14 protein-coding genes are annotated in these 15,050 nt (G+C 67.1%); 6 read left to right on the top strand and 8 right to left on the bottom strand.

Features of this window, described 5'->3' with window-relative positions; all coding sequences use genetic code 11:
* Positions 1–30 precede the first annotated feature (30 nt).
* From M1D40_RS00270 to M1D40_RS00260, 3 genes are read left to right on the top strand one after another with little or no spacing between them, the layout of a single operon-like run.
* Positions 31–2,583 carry a bifunctional lysylphosphatidylglycerol flippase/synthetase MprF gene (locus M1D40_RS00270; RefSeq protein ID WP_461169787.1) on the top strand — a complete coding sequence of 851 codons (2,553 nt, stop codon included), beginning with the start codon at positions 31–33 and terminating at the stop codon, positions 2,581–2,583.
* Positions 2,580–3,881 carry an alpha/beta hydrolase gene (locus M1D40_RS00265; RefSeq protein WP_461169786.1) on the top strand — a complete coding sequence of 434 codons (1,302 nt, stop codon included), beginning with the start codon at positions 2,580–2,582 and terminating at the stop codon, positions 3,879–3,881. Before M1D40_RS00270 ends, M1D40_RS00265 begins: the two co-directional genes overlap by 4 nt.
* On the top strand, positions 3,878–4,699 hold the full coding sequence (locus M1D40_RS00260) for a phosphatase PAP2 family protein (protein WP_461169785.1): 822 nt from the start codon (positions 3,878–3,880) through the stop codon (positions 4,697–4,699). Before M1D40_RS00265 ends, M1D40_RS00260 begins: the two co-directional genes overlap by 4 nt.
* Positions 4,700–4,756: 57 nt before the next feature.
* Here M1D40_RS00260 and M1D40_RS00255 read toward each other — a convergent pair whose 3' ends face one another.
* The 4 genes from M1D40_RS00255 to M1D40_RS00240 all read right to left on the bottom strand — a co-directional run bounded on the left by M1D40_RS00255 (position 4,757) and on the right by M1D40_RS00240 (position 8,010).
* Positions 4,757–5,560: an HAD family hydrolase gene (locus M1D40_RS00255; protein ID WP_461169784.1), complete on the bottom strand. Its 804-nt coding sequence runs from the start codon at positions 5,558–5,560 to the stop codon at positions 4,757–4,759.
* A gap of 105 nt (positions 5,561–5,665) precedes the next feature.
* Positions 5,666–6,220, bottom strand: coding sequence for a YbhB/YbcL family Raf kinase inhibitor-like protein (locus M1D40_RS00250; protein WP_341394599.1), 555 nt, complete (start codon positions 6,218–6,220; stop codon positions 5,666–5,668).
* Positions 6,221–6,269: 49 nt separating this feature from the next.
* Positions 6,270–7,190 carry a carbohydrate kinase family protein gene (locus M1D40_RS00245; protein ID WP_461169783.1) on the bottom strand — a complete coding sequence of 307 codons (921 nt, stop codon included), beginning with the start codon at positions 7,188–7,190 and terminating at the stop codon, positions 6,270–6,272.
* A gap of 34 nt (positions 7,191–7,224) precedes the next feature.
* A complete protein-coding gene (locus M1D40_RS00240) occupies positions 7,225–8,010 on the bottom strand; it encodes an alpha/beta hydrolase (RefSeq protein WP_461169782.1) in 786 nt (261 codons plus the stop codon).
* A gap of 140 nt (positions 8,011–8,150) precedes the next feature.
* Between M1D40_RS00240 and M1D40_RS00235 the strand changes: the two genes are divergently transcribed.
* Positions 8,151–9,257 carry a GTP pyrophosphokinase gene (locus tag M1D40_RS00235; protein ID WP_341394596.1) on the top strand — a complete coding sequence of 369 codons (1,107 nt, stop codon included), beginning with the start codon at positions 8,151–8,153 and terminating at the stop codon, positions 9,255–9,257.
* Positions 9,258–9,275: 18 nt separating this feature from the next.
* Positions 9,276–10,319 carry a winged helix DNA-binding domain-containing protein gene (locus M1D40_RS00230; protein ID WP_461169781.1) on the top strand — a complete coding sequence of 348 codons (1,044 nt, stop codon included), beginning with the start codon at positions 9,276–9,278 and terminating at the stop codon, positions 10,317–10,319.
* Between the two features lie 22 nt (positions 10,320–10,341).
* On the opposite strand, the gene M1D40_RS00225 is transcribed toward M1D40_RS00230, so the two are convergent.
* Positions 10,342–11,349, bottom strand: a complete 1,008-nt coding sequence (locus M1D40_RS00225) for a LacI family DNA-binding transcriptional regulator (protein WP_461169780.1) — start codon at positions 11,347–11,349, stop codon at positions 10,342–10,344.
* A gap of 177 nt (positions 11,350–11,526) precedes the next feature.
* Here M1D40_RS00225 and M1D40_RS00220 point away from each other — a divergent pair, with 177 nt between their 5' ends.
* Positions 11,527–12,528 (top strand): SDR family NAD(P)-dependent oxidoreductase, encoded by a 1,002-nt coding sequence (locus M1D40_RS00220; RefSeq protein ID WP_461169779.1) that lies wholly within the window; start codon positions 11,527–11,529, stop codon positions 12,526–12,528.
* A gap of 258 nt (positions 12,529–12,786) precedes the next feature.
* Here M1D40_RS00220 and M1D40_RS00215 read toward each other — a convergent pair whose 3' ends face one another.
* The 3 genes from M1D40_RS00215 to M1D40_RS00205 form a co-directional block, all read right to left on the bottom strand.
* Positions 12,787–13,509: an HIRAN domain-containing protein gene (locus M1D40_RS00215; RefSeq protein ID WP_461169778.1), complete on the bottom strand. Its 723-nt coding sequence runs from the start codon at positions 13,507–13,509 to the stop codon at positions 12,787–12,789.
* Positions 13,497–14,480, bottom strand: coding sequence for a HipA domain-containing protein (locus M1D40_RS00210; protein WP_461169777.1), 984 nt, complete (start codon positions 14,478–14,480; stop codon positions 13,497–13,499). The genes M1D40_RS00215 and M1D40_RS00210 overlap by 13 nt, the downstream gene beginning before the upstream one ends.
* Before the next feature lie 78 nt (positions 14,481–14,558).
* The gene (locus tag M1D40_RS00205) at positions 14,559–15,026 is read right to left on the bottom strand and encodes an SRPBCC family protein (RefSeq protein ID WP_341394592.1); all 468 of its coding nucleotides are present in this window, start codon (positions 15,024–15,026) and stop codon (positions 14,559–14,561) included.
* Positions 15,027–15,050 lie beyond the last annotated feature (24 nt).

Here is a 15,050-nt window from a genome sequence, read left to right as displayed (position 1 = left end):
CAGTCCCCGGCAAAAAGACCCTCGAGAATCATGCGGATCCTCTCGTGGCAGGCCCACCTGCTGCGCGGCAGCGCCCGGCTCGGGCCGGTAACCCTGGCCTTCACCGCGTTCTTCTGGGTTGCAGGAATTGTCAGCCAAAGCCTTGTTTCCGGCCCCTCCGGCCCGCTGCAGGACTGGGTTGTCCTCTCCTCCCGATCGCTTCCCGAGTATTGGCCGGCCCTGCTGCTCTCCGGCTTCTGGGCCTCCGGCCCGAGCGGATACGTCGCCGCAACGCTGCTGATCCTCCTCGTGGTGCTGCCCTGTGAACGGGTTCTGGGTTCCGCGAAGCTGGCAGCGGCGGCAGTGTCCGCCCAGGTTCTCGGGGCATTGTTCGCCGTCGGCTTCACGCATGCCGCCAACACAATTCCCGGCGATTGGTCCCTGGCACTGGAATCAGAGTCCTTTGTCGGCCCCCTGGCCATGGTGTGCGGCGTTGCCACGGCCGCCAGTGCACGCTTCCCCACTCTCTGGCGGCGCAGGCTGCGGGTGGGGCTCTTCACCCTCCTGGTCCTCCTGGCCCTCTACGGCGGCTCATTCCACAGCGTCACGGTACTCGGAGCCGCCGTCACGGGTGCGCTGGCCGGCCCGCTGCTGGCGGGACGTCTCCCCGCTTTTCCCGGGCAGCTGACCGCCACCCGGCGGGAAGCACGCGTGCTGGTGGCCCTCGTCGTGGCGGCGTCGGCCGCGGGACCGGTCATTTCCGCCCTCAGCGCCCAGGCGGTGGGACCGCTGGCCGTACTGCGGTTCCTGAACACCGATATTCAGCTCGTGGATCCGCAAACCCTGGCCGCGCTCTGCAGCGACCCCGGGCAGAGCGCGGACTGCGGCGAAGCCGGCCTCCGGCTCCGCGCCGGACCTGCAGGTTTCTTTTTGGCGACCCTGCCCCAGGTCCTGCTGATTGTCCTGGCGGACGGACTGCGGCGGGGACGGCACTTCGCCTGGTGGGGCGCCGTCGTCCTGCAGGGCCTGATGACCGTTCTGGCGGCTGTCCGCACGGTTCGGTATGCCGGCGCGGAGGACCCGGGCGGCGGGTACAACCTGGGAGCGGCGCAAGGCGCTCTAGCCCTGTTCCTGCCCGTGCTGGTGCCGCTGGCAGTGTTTGTGCTGCTCTGTGCGGCCCGCGGCCTGTTCACCGTCTCCGCCGCGCCGGGTACGTACCGCCGGTTCTGGGTCAGGGTCGCAGGGGCGGCGGCACTGCTCAGCGCCGTGTACGTCCTTGCCGGGCTTGCGCTCAGGAGCTCCTTCACCCCGCAGGCCACCGCCCAGGCTCTCATTGCGGACCTTCCGGAGCGTTTCCTGCCGGTTTTGGAACTGGAACTTCCAAGGTCTACGCCGGGGCTGCTGCCGCGGACCGTGCCGGCCGACCTGCTCTACGAGGGCATCGGGCTGCTGTTCTGGGTGCTGGTCTGCCTGCTCCTGCTCGGATCCTTTTGGGAGCCTGCCTACCGCCGGGATACCAGCGACTCGGAGCGGGCCAGGACGCTGCTGAAAACCCACGGCGGCGGAACCATGGCCTGGATGACGCTGTGGCCGGGAAATACGTATTGGTTTTCGTCCAGCGGCAACTCCTACTTCGCGTTTCGCCCCAATCTCGGCGTTGCACTGACCGTGGGCCCGCCCGTGGGACCGCGGACCGAGCTGCGCAGCACAGTCGAAGAGTTCTCTGCGTATTGCACGGCCAACGGCAGTGCCGCCTGCTTTTACTCAGTGGATGAAGAGGTGGAAACCATCACGGCAGGCATGGGATTCTCGCGGCTCCAGGTCGCCGAGGAGACCATCCTGCCGCTGGGAAACCTGGAATTCCGGGGCAAAAAATTCCAGGACGCCCGGACCGCGCTCAACCATGCCCGCAAGGCCGGCATTGAGGCACGGTGGATCAGCTATTCGACGGCGCCCCTCGCTGTGCTGGACCAGCTGCATGCCATTTCCGAAGAGTGGGTGGCAGACAAGAAAATGCCGGAAATGGGGTTCACCCTGGGCGGGCTGGACGAGATGGAGGACCCGGAGGTCCGCTGTCTGATTGCCGTGGACAGCGACGGCACCGTTCACGCGGTGACATCCTGGCTGCCGATTTACCGGGACGGGCAGGTGGTGGGATGGACACTGGACTTCATGCGCCGGCGCAGCAGCGGCTTCCGTCCGGCCATGGACTTTCTGATCGCCTCGGCTGCGAGGATGCTGCAGGACGAAGGCTATGAAGTGCTGAGCCTCTCGGGAGCACCTCTGGCCCGCGCGCGGCCTGCTTCGAGACCGGAAACGGACCCGGCGGACGGTTCCGGCCGGGGGCCGGGGGACGGCGACTCCTCCATCCTGGACTCCGTCCTGGACGTGCTCGGAACCACCCTGGAACCGGTCTACGGCTTCCGGTCCCTGCTCGCCTTCAAGGCAAAGTTCCAGCCCCGGTACGTTCCGCTGTACATGACGTACCGCGATCCGGCCTCCCTGCCGGCCATCGGCAACGCGGTGGCGAGGGCCTACCTGCCGAAGATATCCCTGGCCCAGGGCCTTTCCCTCGTGCGGAACATCGTCGACGGCTCCCGGTGAACTCCGTTTCGCTCGTCAGCGGGCCGGTTCCCGCGGCCGCCCTGGTTCTGGGCGGGCTGTCCCTGGCCTGGCTCGTGTGGGGAGGGCGCCGCCATCTGCTCACCGTTGTTCCCCTGGCCGCCGTGGCGGCGGCGGTGCTGACCCTTATCCTCGGGGTGCTGGCCGAGACAGTCTTTTACTGGTGGGATGCGTCCCTGCCGCGCAGCCTCTATTTATATGCTGCCGCAGGAATACTTGCGGTTATCCTTGCCGTTGCGCGGTTGAGGACGGCAGACCGGGCAAGGTCCCGCGTTTTGGCACTCACCGCGGCGGCCCTGGCCGTGGCGGCAGTGGCACAGGCAGCCAACACGGCGTACCGGCAATACCCCACGCTGGGGTCGCTCGTCAGCCCGCCTGCGCCGGAGGCCTCGGGCCTGCCGGAACGCAGCCCGGACGACGCCGCAGGGCTTCCGGACACCACGGAGGCCAACTGGATGCCCCCGCCGGACATGCCGGCCGGCGGGAAGCTGTATTCCGCGGACATCCCGGGAAATACGTCGGGCTACGCCTCCGATCCCGCGCTGGTGTATCTGCCTCCGGCTTATCTGGCCGATCCGCCCGCAGTAAACCTCCCCGTCCTGGTGCTGATCCACGGCAAACCGGGGAGCCCCTCCGACTGGCTGATCGGAGGGCAGCTGCTCGACATCCTGGATGCCTTCGCTGCAGCCCACCGCGGGCTCGCCCCGGTGGTGGTCATGCCGGATGCCTCCAATGCCGGCAACAGCAACTGGCCGCTGTGTCTTGATTCCGCGGTCAGCTCCTCCGCCACGTACCTGGCGCTGGACGTTCCGGCGTGGGTCCAGCAGAATCTGGCGTCGGGACTGCGCGGCGGGCGCCAGTGGGCGGTAGCCGGCTATTCCTACGGAGGAACCTGTGCACTGCAGCTCGCCGTCAACTTCCCGGACGCCTACCCGACCTTCATCGACATCTCCGGAGCGGCCGAACCCGGCCTTCCGCAGGGGCGGGACGCCCTCATCAACACCTACTTCAACGGGAACTCCGCGGCCTTCAACAACCAGAACGCCCTGGACCGGCTGCAGCGGTTCTCCTTTCCGGACTCGGCGGGGATTGTGGTGGTGGGGGCGGAGGATCCCGTGTTTGCACCGGAAGGGGAGGCGGTTTTTGCTGTGGCCCGGGCCGCAGGCATGGACGTCACGCTCCAGACGCTGCCCGGCGGCCATTCCTGGCAGGCCTGGCAGGCAGGCCTGGCGGAAAACCTGGACTGGCTCTGCCGGCGATTGGGCATACTGTCTAGATGACCCGTGACAGTTCCGCACTTCCCCCTCAGCGCTCCGGTCCTCCGAGCCGGCCCGGCTCCCGCGTGCCGGGCTGGCTCGCGGCCGCGTTCGCATGGCTGGTGCAGCGGACCTCCCCGCACGCGGCGCTGCTGATTACGCTGACCGCGGGCCTGGTCCCGGCTGTTCTGCTGACCCTGGGGTCGGCGGAAGTTTATGAGTCGGTGACCGAGTCCGAAGGGGTGGCCCGGCTGGACCAGCCCCTCCTGGATGCTGCCCTGGCCCTGCGCTCTCCGGATCTGGATACTGCGGTGACAGCGTTCACCAATCTCGGCGGCAGCATCGGCATGCCCATCCTGGCGGCCGCGGCTGTGGCGGCCATGGCAGTGAAGTGGCGGTCCTGGACGCCGGTGCTGCTCGTGGCCGCTGCAGCCGCCGGATCGCTGCTGATGACGGTCGCCGGCAAGGAACTGATTGGCCGTGCCCGGCCGCCGCTGACGGAAGCCGTGCCCCCCTTTGAGCATTCCGCGTCATTTCCCAGCGGCCATTCACTGAACGCAGTCGTCATATCCGGGGTGGTGGCTTACCTCTTGGTGCTGCACCTGAAAAGCCGCGGCGCCAAGGTGCTGACAGTGCTCGCCGCCGCTGGTTTTGCGGCCGCCATGGGCCTGAGCCGGGTATATCTGGGGCACCACTGGTTCACCGACGTCCTGGTGGCCTGGACGCTCGGCCTGGCCTGGCTGGCCGTGGTCATTACCGCGCACCGGCTCCTGCACTCCCGGCGGGCGGCAGGAAGGGCAGCAGCGGGCGGATCCGCCGGGCCGGGTCAGCCGCCGCCGTAAGCCGTTCAGAAGGAGGACGGGGCAGACCGGGGCACCGGCGGACGGCAACAGTCCGGGTCAGGCGCGGCGCAGCAGCGCTTCGAGAACGCGGGCCACGCCGTCGTCCGCGAAGGCCGGTGCCACCTTGTCCGCGGCGGCGAGGGCGTCCGCATGTCCGGACGCCATGGCGTAACCGCACCCGGCCCACTGCAGCATCTGCACGTCGTTCGGCATGTCGCCGAAGGCCACCACGTCAGCCGGGTCGATGTCCCGCGAGGCAGCGTAGTCGGACAGGTTGACCGACTTGTCCAGACCGAGCATCGACATTTCCAGCAGTGCCGCCGAGGGCGCGGAATGCGTGGTTGAGACCAGGTGGGCCACCGCGGGCCGGACCCGGTGCAGGAACTCGTCGGGCGTTGCGCCGTCCACGCGGGCCAGGAACTTCACGACTGTGTCAGCGTCGGTGAGGGTGGATTCCAGCGGGGCGGGCGTGACCGCGCCGGGCAGCTCGGCGGATCCGGGTTCCAGGAAACCCGGCCCCAGGTGGAAACCGTCCACGGTCTCGGCGGCGAAGCGTGCCCGGGGGTAGAGCTCGCGGATAATGCCTGCGGCGTCGAGAATAGCGGGCAGGGACACGGCCTGCGCCTTCAGGACCCGCTCGGCACCCAGATCATAGGTAATGGCACCGTTGGAGCAGATGACAGTGCCCTGGTGGCCGAAGAATTCCTGCAGGGGACTGAGCCAGCGCGGCGGGCGGCCGGTGACAAAAACGACGTCAATGCCGGCTTCCACGCAGTTGCGGAACGCCCGGACGGTCCGGTCACTGATCCTGTTGTCGGGACCGACTATGGTCCCGTCCAGGTCACTTGCCACCAGACGCACGGGGCACCCTCGTTCACTTCCGAAGTTCTTCTGCGCGGCTGCGCAGGCTTCCAGCCTAACCGGCCCGGCCGGCTTCACTGCAGGCGGCAGTGCAGCCGCCGTCCACTACTCCGCTGCAACCTCCGCCAGACCGACAATGCGTGCGCGGGCCAGAGTGTGGGTGAACAGGTTGAACCCGAGGAAGGCCGGGGTCGCGTCGGCGGAAACGTCCAGGGTTTCGACGTCGACGGCGTGGACCACCACCATGTAGCGGTGCGGACCGTGACCGGCGGGCGGGGCCGCTCCGACAAAGCCGCGGAAGCCGGCGTCGTTGGCCAGTTCCACCGTGCCGGCGGGCAGTTCACGGCGGTTGGAGGCGCCGGCCGGCAGGGAAGACACCGTGGCCGGAATATTGAAGGCGGCCCAGTGCCAAAAGCCGCTGCCGGTGGGGGCATCCGGGTCAAACATGGTGACGGCGAAGCTCCTGGTGCCTTCCGGCGCTCCGGACCAGCTCAGCTGCGGTGATTCATCCCGGCCGCCCGGAATCCCCATTTTGCCGCTGTACTGGGCCAGGGTAAACGGCTCGAGATTCGAGAAACTGTCGCTGGTGACGGTGAAGGCCGGCACCTGCGGCAGTGCGTCATAGGGATCGTAGGACTGCATGTTCACTCTCCAATTCATGGTCGACTTCGTGGGGCACGTTATGCCGGAGCGGTGCCCGCGGGCCGGATTAGGGGGTTTCCAGTTCTGCGCGGTAGGGCGGATTGGCGCCGGCGCGTGAAACGGTGACGGCGGCGGCGCGGACTGCGAACCCGAGCACTGCTTCCAGGTCCCCGGTCCCGATCCGGGCCAGTTCACTGCGCCGGGCGCCGCCGTCGAGCTCCCGGTCCATCAGTGAAACCAGCAGGGCGGACATGAACGAGTCGCCCGCCCCGACGGTGTCCACTACAGTGACCGGCGGCACCGATGCCTCCGCTTCACCGGAGGCGGTCACGGCCCAGGCTCCCTTGGAACCGCTGGTGACTGCAACCAGGGCCGGTCCCAGACCCAGCCAGCGCCGGGCGGCGTCACGGGGTGAATCCTGCGGATACAGCCAGGCAAGGTCCTCGTCGGAGGCCTTGACGACATCCGCCAGGGCCACGAATTTCTCCGCCTGTTCCCGCGCATAGGACACGTCAGTGATGATGGACGGCCGGCAGTTCGGGTCATAGCTGATGGTGACGGCAGGACGGGCGCGCTGCACCGCCTGGAGCACCGCGTCCGCGCCGGGCCGCAGCATGGCCGCAATGGAACCGGTGTGCAGCAGGGTGGTCCCGTCCAGCAGCTGCGGCAGCGCATCCGCCAGCGAGGGCAGCTGCCACTCGAGGTCGAAGGTGTACCGGGCCCCGCCGGCCGGGTCCAGAACCGCGGTTGCCACGCTCGTGGGCAGCTCATCCGCGGGCAGCGGCGTCAGGACCGAGTTGGCGCGCAGATGCTGTTCAATCAGCAAGCCGTACTCATCCCTGCCGTACCGGCCGGCAAACTGGACCGGCCGGCCCAGCCGGGCCACGCCAACGGCCACGTTCAGCGGACTGCCGCCGGGGTGGAAACGCTTGGGAGCAGTGTCGCTGAGAACCTCGTCCACGAGGGCTTCGCCAATTACTGTGAGCACGACTTCAACCTAACAGAGCGGCCCGCGGGCCGCCTTAAGAAGTGCGCAGATCAAAGATCCCCCTGCCTTCTGCGGCTTCCGTGACGGCGCGGACGACGGCGGCCCAGGCCGCCGTCCCGGGAGTGATCAGGTCAAAATGGTCGCCGGGAACCACCCGCAGCTCAGCGTTCGACCCGCTCGCCGCCGCAGCCTGCGCAAACCCCGCGGACAGGGTGAGGGGAACATGGGAATCGTTGTCTCCGTGCAGGGCCGCTACGGGTACGGGCAGCGGAAGGAGAAGCATCGGATCGGCGCTGCGGTACCGCTCCGGATCAGCTTCCGGCGAGGACCCCAGGAAGTTGCGCAGGGCGTTGTCGCTCAGCTCCAGTTCCAGGGCCCGCCCCAGGTCCAGGACGCCTGCCTGGCTGACGACGCCGGTTACCGGCACCGCGGCTCCGCGGCGGGCGGCTGCCCACACCGCCAGCTGTCCGCCCGCTGAGTGCCCCAGTACCGTCACTCTGGACAGATCCAGAGCGTAATTCCGCGCCGCGGCTTCGAGGGCATCGATTCCTTCACCGATGTCGCTGAAGGTTTCCGGCCAACCGCCGCCGTTCCCGGCCCGCCGGTATTCCAGGTTCCAGCAGGTGAACCCCCGGGCGGCAAGATCGAGCGCCGCCGGCCAACCCAGGTCGGCCGAGTACTTGGAGCGCCAGTAGCCGCCGTGGATGATGACCACCACGCCCGGCTGCGGGTCCCCGGCGGCGGAAGGGCCGGGCAGCGTGAGTTCCGCGTACTGTTCCGGATCGGGCCCGTAGGGGATCCGCAGCGGACTCGGCGGCATCGGCAGTCTCCTTCACCTGGCTTAATCTGATGCTGAGGAAGCCTAATCTGGAACTGGGCCTAATGTGGTACCTGGCCTAAAGTCCGGCGCGGCCGGACTGCGGGCGACCATCGGGGTCGTGAACGAACGGAGAGTTTCTTATGGGCGCGTGGGACAGCCTCGATGACCGGCTGCGTCCGGTGGTCCAGGCGAGCACGGATGAGTATGCGCGGGTTCGTCCGGCCCTGGAAAAACTCACCCGCGAAATGGAGGAAAGCCTGCGCGACACCTTCACCGACAGTCCGGTCCGCCCGCTGTTTGTCGCCTCGCGGACCAAAACGGTGGAGTCCTTCCGGGACAAGGCTGCCCGGACCCTGCCGTCGGAGGACCCCGATGAACTGCCGACGCTGCTGTTTCCCGATCCGCTGCGGAACCTGATCGATCTGGTGGGCCTGCGGGTCATCGTGACGCTGCCGCACGAGGTGGACGAAGCAGCCAACCTCATCAAGCGCCAGCGCGCAGAATTCGACTGCCGCGGAGACCGGGAAAAGGACATCGGTTCCATCGAGTCCGGTACCTACGGCTATTCCAGCCGGCACCTGATCCTGAGGACCATCCAGAACGAGACGGTCCGCGAGTACCACCGGCTGCTGGATCCGGAGCAGCGGCCCAACGGCAGCTACCTGTTCGAGGTGCAGATCCGTACCGTGCTGGCTCACGCCTGGTCCGAAATTGAACACGACATCCGTTTCAAGGCCGGTGATCCGCGGGCCTGGAGCCCCTACTTTGACCGTCAGTTCACGGCTACCGCGGCAATGCTCGAGACGGTGGAAACAGCCTTTGCCGAACTTCACGAACGCTACGAGACGGTCACCGGATTCTGGGACGAGGAGGGCCAGGGCAGTGCGCCGCTGACCCCCAACCGGATCCGGGACGTGTGGATGACCCTGCTGCCGCACGTGAACCGGAAGACCGGGGACGACTGGGGCTGGGCGGCGGAACTGCTGGCAGCCCACGGCATGAAAACCACCATGGACCTCGCCGGACTGCTGCAGGCCGACGCGATCACCGAGGTGCGCCAGGCCCTGGACCACCGGTACTCCCCCGGCCCCGACCGCCTGCTGGATGACCTGCTGCTGTGGCGCTTCGGCAAGAAACACATTGACCTCACCGCCGAACCGGAAGATGCCCCGGTAAAGCCCCGCCGGGAGTCCCTGGGCCGGCGCTACCGGCAGATGCAGCTCTTCCGTGCCCGGGACGCGCAGTAGCAGCCTGGCCCCGTTGCCATGGAACTGACACGGCAGGACGCGCGCCGGCTGCGGTGGCAGTCGCAGCTGCTGGGCGGCTCGGAACTGGCACCGGCCGACGTCGTGCGCCGCGCCGTCGCGCTCCAGGGCCAGGACCTGCCCGCGGTCCTGGAGGCGATAGCCATCCGGTCAAGGCCCGGCACCGGGGTGCAGGAGGTCCGGGACGCCTTTGACCGCGGGGAACTGGTGCGCAGCTGGCCGATGCGCGGCACCCTGTTTGCCACCACGCCGGAGCATCTGGCCGCACTGCTGCACTTCACCGGCGACCGCATCCGGGCCATGGCAGCCCGGCGGCGGGCCGAGCTGGGGCTGGACGACGCAGTGGTTTCCCGCGGCCGGGAAACGCTGCGGGAGGCGCTGGCGGAACGGCACCTGCTGCGCTCCGAAGTTTTGGGCCTCTGGGAGGCCGCCGGAATCCCCACCACCGAAGGGCGCGGCTATCACCTGCTGATGCACCTGTCGGTGGAAGGGCTGATGCACTGGGGCAGCTTCGACCCGTCCGGCAGCCGGCAGTACCTCACCGCTTCGGCGGTCCGCGCCCCCGAGGACCCGGATGCTGCTCTGGCGGACGTGGTCCGGGGCTTCGTCCGGGCACGGGGGCCGGTGACGGAGGCGGACCTCGCGTGGTGGACCAAGCTGCCCAAGACAATGGTGCGGCGCGCCGCAGCCGCTGCCGGGAACCTGGTCGAGGTGAAGGTAGAGGGCCGGCCCGCGTGGGTCATGGGGGAACCGCGGATCCCCGGCCCGTCCGGCGTCACACTGGTGCCCGGGTTCGACGAATGGATCCTCGGCTACGCCGACCGGTCGCTCGTGGCGGGAGCGAAAATGCTGGCGGCTCTCGTGCCGGGCAACAACGGCGTTTTCCGGCCGGCGGTGCTGGTGGACGGCGTCGTTGTCGGGACCTGGCGGTGGCCGCGCACTGCCCGCACCCCGGCGGAGCCCGTCCTTGACGTCGTGGAGCCGGTTCCGGCCGCCACCCGGCGCCGGATCGAACAGGCGGTTGAAGCATGGCCGCACCGGTGACGGACCAACAGGTCCGCGGACGTTAGGCCGAGGCCCGCACGATGAGGCTCACGGGCGGAACAGCGCCACCGGGTGCTGCGAGGCTCACGGGCGGAGCAGCGCTGTCCCCGCCGCCGTCGGGCGTTTCCGCCAGGGCCATCCGGGCGAAGCGCTCCCCCAGCAGCCGGGTATCCACGCGCACCGTGGTCAGCGGGGGCAGCGCCAGCGACGCCAGCGGAACATCCTCCGCCCCGATCACGGCAAGGTCCTGCGGAGCCCGCCGGCCCAGCGCAGCGAGTCCGGAGAGCAGGGCAAAGGCGTGGTCGTCATCGAACGCACAGACTGCAGTGACCGGCTCGGGTGCCTCCAGCCAGCGGGCCACCGACGCCGCAGCCTCGTCCGCGTCCAGCCGCAGGTGTTCAACCGCCGGCGGGGGCAGACGGTGCCTGGCGCACGCCTCGCGGATGGCCGCCAGCCGGATCTGCACCCGCCAGGCGTAGCCGGGTTCGGGCGGCACAGCCACTCCGATCCGCTGGTGCCCGGCTTCGGCCAGGTGCTTCACCTGGAGCGCTCCGATGCCCAGGTCGGGGCTGAGCGGATCGGACAGTGCCTCGTGCAGCGAGGCGACCGGGAGCCCGGCGGCCCGCAATGCTGCCAGCTCCGGCTCTTCCAGCGCAGTGGTCAGGATCAGCGCGGCAGGGGCCAGCGAATGGACCAGGGACACCGCGCCGCCCTGCGGCGGCAGCCGGTGCGCAATCAGCCGCAGGCCGTGCCGTTCCAACTGTTCGGAGGCGGCATCAATGATCATGGCCAGGGCCCGGCCCAGCGGTTCGGGCGGCAGCAGCATCAGGACCAGGTCGCTGCGTCCGCGGCGCAGGGTCCGGGCGGCGGTTGAGGGCGTATATCCGAGGTGGCGGGCAGCTGACAGCACCCGCTCCCTGGTGGCCGCGGAAATGCTCTGGGCCGCACTGCCGTTCAGCACGTAGCTGACGGTGGCGCGCGAGACTCCCGCTGCCTGCGCGACGTCGGTTGACGTGACTCTGCGATCCACCTCGCCGTCCCTTTCCGTTCCCCGGACGGCGGGCTGCAGCCCGCCTTCCGGTACTTATCAGTTCCGGATTTCTCCGGTAGTCTGACGATACAGGCAACTTACACGTGTAACCACGCGCCAAGCTGCCGGCAAGAAGGCGACCGCAGCTGCGGCCGCATCCCGACCGAAAGGACCGGCATGGCCACGAACCAGCCCATCACTGCCCAGAACACCGTCCAGCAGTGGCTCGACCACCCCGCGGGCGGACCCGCCATCCGCGGCATGCTCACCGCAGCCGGAAGCGACGAGTCCACGCTGGGCCCGGCGCTGAGCCTGAAGCTGCAGCAGCTGGTAGATCTGAGCCAGGGCAAGTTCCCGCAGGCAGCCGTGGATGAACTCGTCAAGGCTGCCAACGGCGGCGTCATGCCCGAAACCGCCGAGGCCGTCCTGCCGACCGTTCCCGGCCGCTTCGAAGGCCGCACCGTGATCGTCACCGGCGCCGGTTCCGGCATCGGCCGCGCCACCGCCGGACGGATTGTCCGCGAAGGCGGCCGCGTCATCGCCGTCGACATTGCCGAGGACCGCATTAAGGAGCTCGCCGCCGAGCTTGGCGACGCCATTGTTCCGGTTGCGGGAGACCTGACCGACGCCGCCGCCATTGACCGCATCATGGAAGCATCCGGCGCCACGATTGACGGCCTGGCCAACGTAGCCGGCATCAATGACGACTTCAGCCCGCTGCACGAGGTCTCCGACGCCATGTGGCAGAAGATCTTCGCCGTGAACGTGGACGGCCTGATGCGCCTGACCCGCGCCGTGCTGCCGACCATGCTCGAAGCACACAAGGGCTCGATCGTGAACATCACCTCGGAGGCCGGCCTGCGCGGCTCGGCCTCCGGCGTGGCCTACACGGCGTCCAAGCACGCAGTGGTCGGCATTACCCGCAGCACCGCGTTCATGTATGCCAAGGAAGGCATCCGCGTAAACGCCGTGGCTCCGGGCGGCGTGGCCACCGGCATTCCGATGGGCGGCAAGACCAGCGAGTACGGCGAAGCCCGCCTGACCCCCGCCCGCGTCAACATTCCGGGCCTGGCCTCCGCCGAGGAGCTGGCAGCGTCCATCACGTTCCTGCTCAGCGACGACGGCGTGAACATCAACGGCGCCATCCTGCCGTCGGACGGCGGCTGGTCGGCGGTCTAACCGCCGCGCTGCTTCATCCACTGCCTAACGACGGCGGCCGGCACCTCCCCACGGGAAGGTGCCGGCCGCCGTCGTTATCTTGGGACTTTATGCAGGATTAGGCAGAACGGCGATCTCGTAGGTGGTCGCGTTATCGAACAGATCCTCGGGCCCCGCGGAGCAATACCGAGCCCGGCAGATCGTAAAGTGCCCGGACATCCATGCGTCCCCGCGGGTGAGCTGCTTGATTCTGCTGCGCGCTCCTGTTCTTCCCTTGCGTTAGAGGCTCCACACAACGTTGAGAATTAGGCGCTGGTGGTGGCCGTACTGCCTTGGATTCACATGAACTGCCGTCGCTGTCGCGTTGTGTGAAGACAGGCCACTTCGTGCCAAATACTCGAGGATCGGCGCGGGCACATATCCGAGTTTGACCCCGCCCGGCGTGAATATGGCCAGCGCTCGGTCGTCGTACCTGTTGTCTGGCTCCGGGACTACTACAAGTCGGTCGTCGATTTGTAGTGCACCACGGTCCAGTAAATCCAGGCCGTCAGGGTGGTAACGGAGCCCATGAATTGGCACTTCAGCAGTCACCGTGCGCGCCGCAAAGTCCACAATTGGTTCCGGGTACAGTTCCACGGTGTCAGCGACACGGCGGCCTAAGGAGCGGCCCAATATCTCGAAGGCGTTTGCATCTGACCGGAGCCCCAGGGATTCGAGCCATTCCGGGCGGTCTGCCCTTTTCCCTGACATGAGACGGGATGAGAAAAGAGGAAAGAGGACACGGGATTCATAAGTTTTTGAGACGTCGGCGAACCCCGGAACCGGACGGAAATCAGAGTTTTCTTCAACACCCGGGTAATAGGCAAATGTGTACCTGCCGTCTGATTCCCGCAGGTGGCCCATCAGGAACCAAGCTCGTGTTTCCGGATTCTGCCATGTAACGAGGAGGGAGTTCTCAGCGACGGTCGACTTGAGCTGATTCGTCCCAGCTATCTCAAGCATCTCAACATCCTCTCCCTGTTCGTGGTTGTGACGGCTAGAGCTAGCGTAACGCCGGGCGGTGACATTGCGGACGACCGAATAGCGTCATGTACTTCACACATGTCCAAGGTCTCCAGTCTCTGCTGCCAGAGAGAAGCACGATCGGGGGCGTACCGCCTGAGAAATAGCATGGCATAAGTCACCAAGCTTTGATCCCGTCCGTCCTCAAACCGACCGGCATGCGCGCGTTCTGCAAAGGCTTCGACAGTCTTGGCTGTGAGGTTCCCCAGCAACCGCTCCCGAGCCCGCCCCCGACTGGTGATCCCCAGCGAAGTGGCATGATCGAAAGTTGGAGCCAGCAACTCCGGACCATCCAGGCGCGTCTCAATGGCCCAGTTCTTGCTGTGCCTGTCCGTGTTGCCGATGAATGCGTCGAACAAGAGATAGTCCGCGAAGATTTCAGTGGCTGTCACTCCCGGGAAGGAAGCGGCCGGCGGATCCAGCTCTCTGAGTAGCCGAACTATATTCTCTTGGTTGTGGCCACGGCTCTGACGATCCCTTGGGTCGAAATCCTCCTCCATAGCACTGAGGAATGTCGCCGCGTCAACGAGCCCGTGCGTTTCCGCAGACACCACGTTCAACGAGATACAGCCAAGTATGCCGTTGCGGAGCCCCAAGGACACCGTAGCCGCCGGCACATTGAACAATCGTGCAATTTGTCCAGCCGCGTACTCACTGGAAGCCTCGTCCTGAGAGCGGTCAGGCTTGTTCGGTTTGAATAACCATCTGGACCCGCTGGCTGGCTCTCTCAGCCATTGTTTGTCTGTCTCCCCTGACGGTTCTTCATCGGCCCAGTCCCAGTCGTCCAGATTCAGGAGATCTGCCATATGCGCTTGCCTTTCCTGAATCTTTAAAGTCCATCCTACGAGTGCGTTTGTCAGCCACTTGTTGGAAGCATCGCACATGCTGTTCGTGCGCTGTGCCAGCAGCATCGCACAGCCTACGACGGCGGCCGGTTTCCTTCACCGCGAAGGGAACCGGCCGCCGTCGTCGTGCGGGGGTGAGAAGCGCTACGCTCCGGAGACCGCCGCGGCGAGCTTGTTCAGCGACTCCTCGAGGTCATCCTTGGACACCATCGGGAAGGACACCTTCTTCAGGGTCTCCTTGTCCGTGACGTGGGACCAGTCGTAGGTCAGGGTGACCTCGGTGGAATCCGCGCCGTCGGCCTGCAGCTCCCAGACCCACTGCCAGCCCTTGGGCTCGGTGCCGGCCGGAGCCGTCTGCCACGCGAGCAGCTTGTTGTGGTCGTACCCGGTGACGTGGTTTTCCGTCTGGTAGTCGCCCATTTTTTCGTTGTTCATGTTCATGGTGAAAACCTGGCCCGAAGCGGTGATGCGGTCGGTCTTCTCGTCCGAGACCACCATGCCGGAGCCGTCCAGCTCGGAGTGGCGCTCGGGGTTGGACAACAGGTTGAAGATGTCTGCTGCCGAGGCATCGATGACCCGGGAAACTACTACGCTCGTCTGATCAGTGGTCAATGAACTCTCCTTCGATAGATGGAT

This window comes from Arthrobacter sp. Z1-15 (assembly GCF_054792395.1).
This window is presented reverse-complemented; position numbering and strand designations above follow the sequence as displayed.

What these genes read in the sequence shown, in the direction of transcription:
- M1D40_RS00235 (WP_341394596.1), top strand. Translation starts at nt 8,151, where the DNA reads ATGGGCGCGTGGGACAGCCTCGATGACCGGCTGCGTCCGGTGGTCCAG.
- M1D40_RS00215 (WP_461169778.1), bottom strand. Translation starts at nt 13,509, where the DNA reads ATGCTTGAGATAGCTGGGACGAATCAGCTCAAGTCGACCGTCGCTGAG.
- M1D40_RS00270 (WP_461169787.1), top strand. Translation starts at nt 31, where the DNA reads ATGCGGATCCTCTCGTGGCAGGCCCACCTGCTGCGCGGCAGCGCCCGG.
- M1D40_RS00260 (WP_461169785.1), top strand. Translation starts at nt 3,878, where the DNA reads ATGACCCGTGACAGTTCCGCACTTCCCCCTCAGCGCTCCGGTCCTCCG.
- M1D40_RS00250 (WP_341394599.1), bottom strand. Translation starts at nt 6,220, where the DNA reads ATGAATTGGAGAGTGAACATGCAGTCCTACGATCCCTATGACGCACTG.
- M1D40_RS00210 (WP_461169777.1), bottom strand. Translation starts at nt 14,480, where the DNA reads ATGCTGCTGGCACAGCGCACGAACAGCATGTGCGATGCTTCCAACAAG.
- M1D40_RS00220 (WP_461169779.1), top strand. Translation starts at nt 11,527, where the DNA reads ATGGCCACGAACCAGCCCATCACTGCCCAGAACACCGTCCAGCAGTGG.
- M1D40_RS00230 (WP_461169781.1), top strand. Translation starts at nt 9,276, where the DNA reads ATGGAACTGACACGGCAGGACGCGCGCCGGCTGCGGTGGCAGTCGCAG.
- M1D40_RS00240 (WP_461169782.1), bottom strand. Translation starts at nt 8,010, where the DNA reads ATGCCGCCGAGTCCGCTGCGGATCCCCTACGGGCCCGATCCGGAACAG.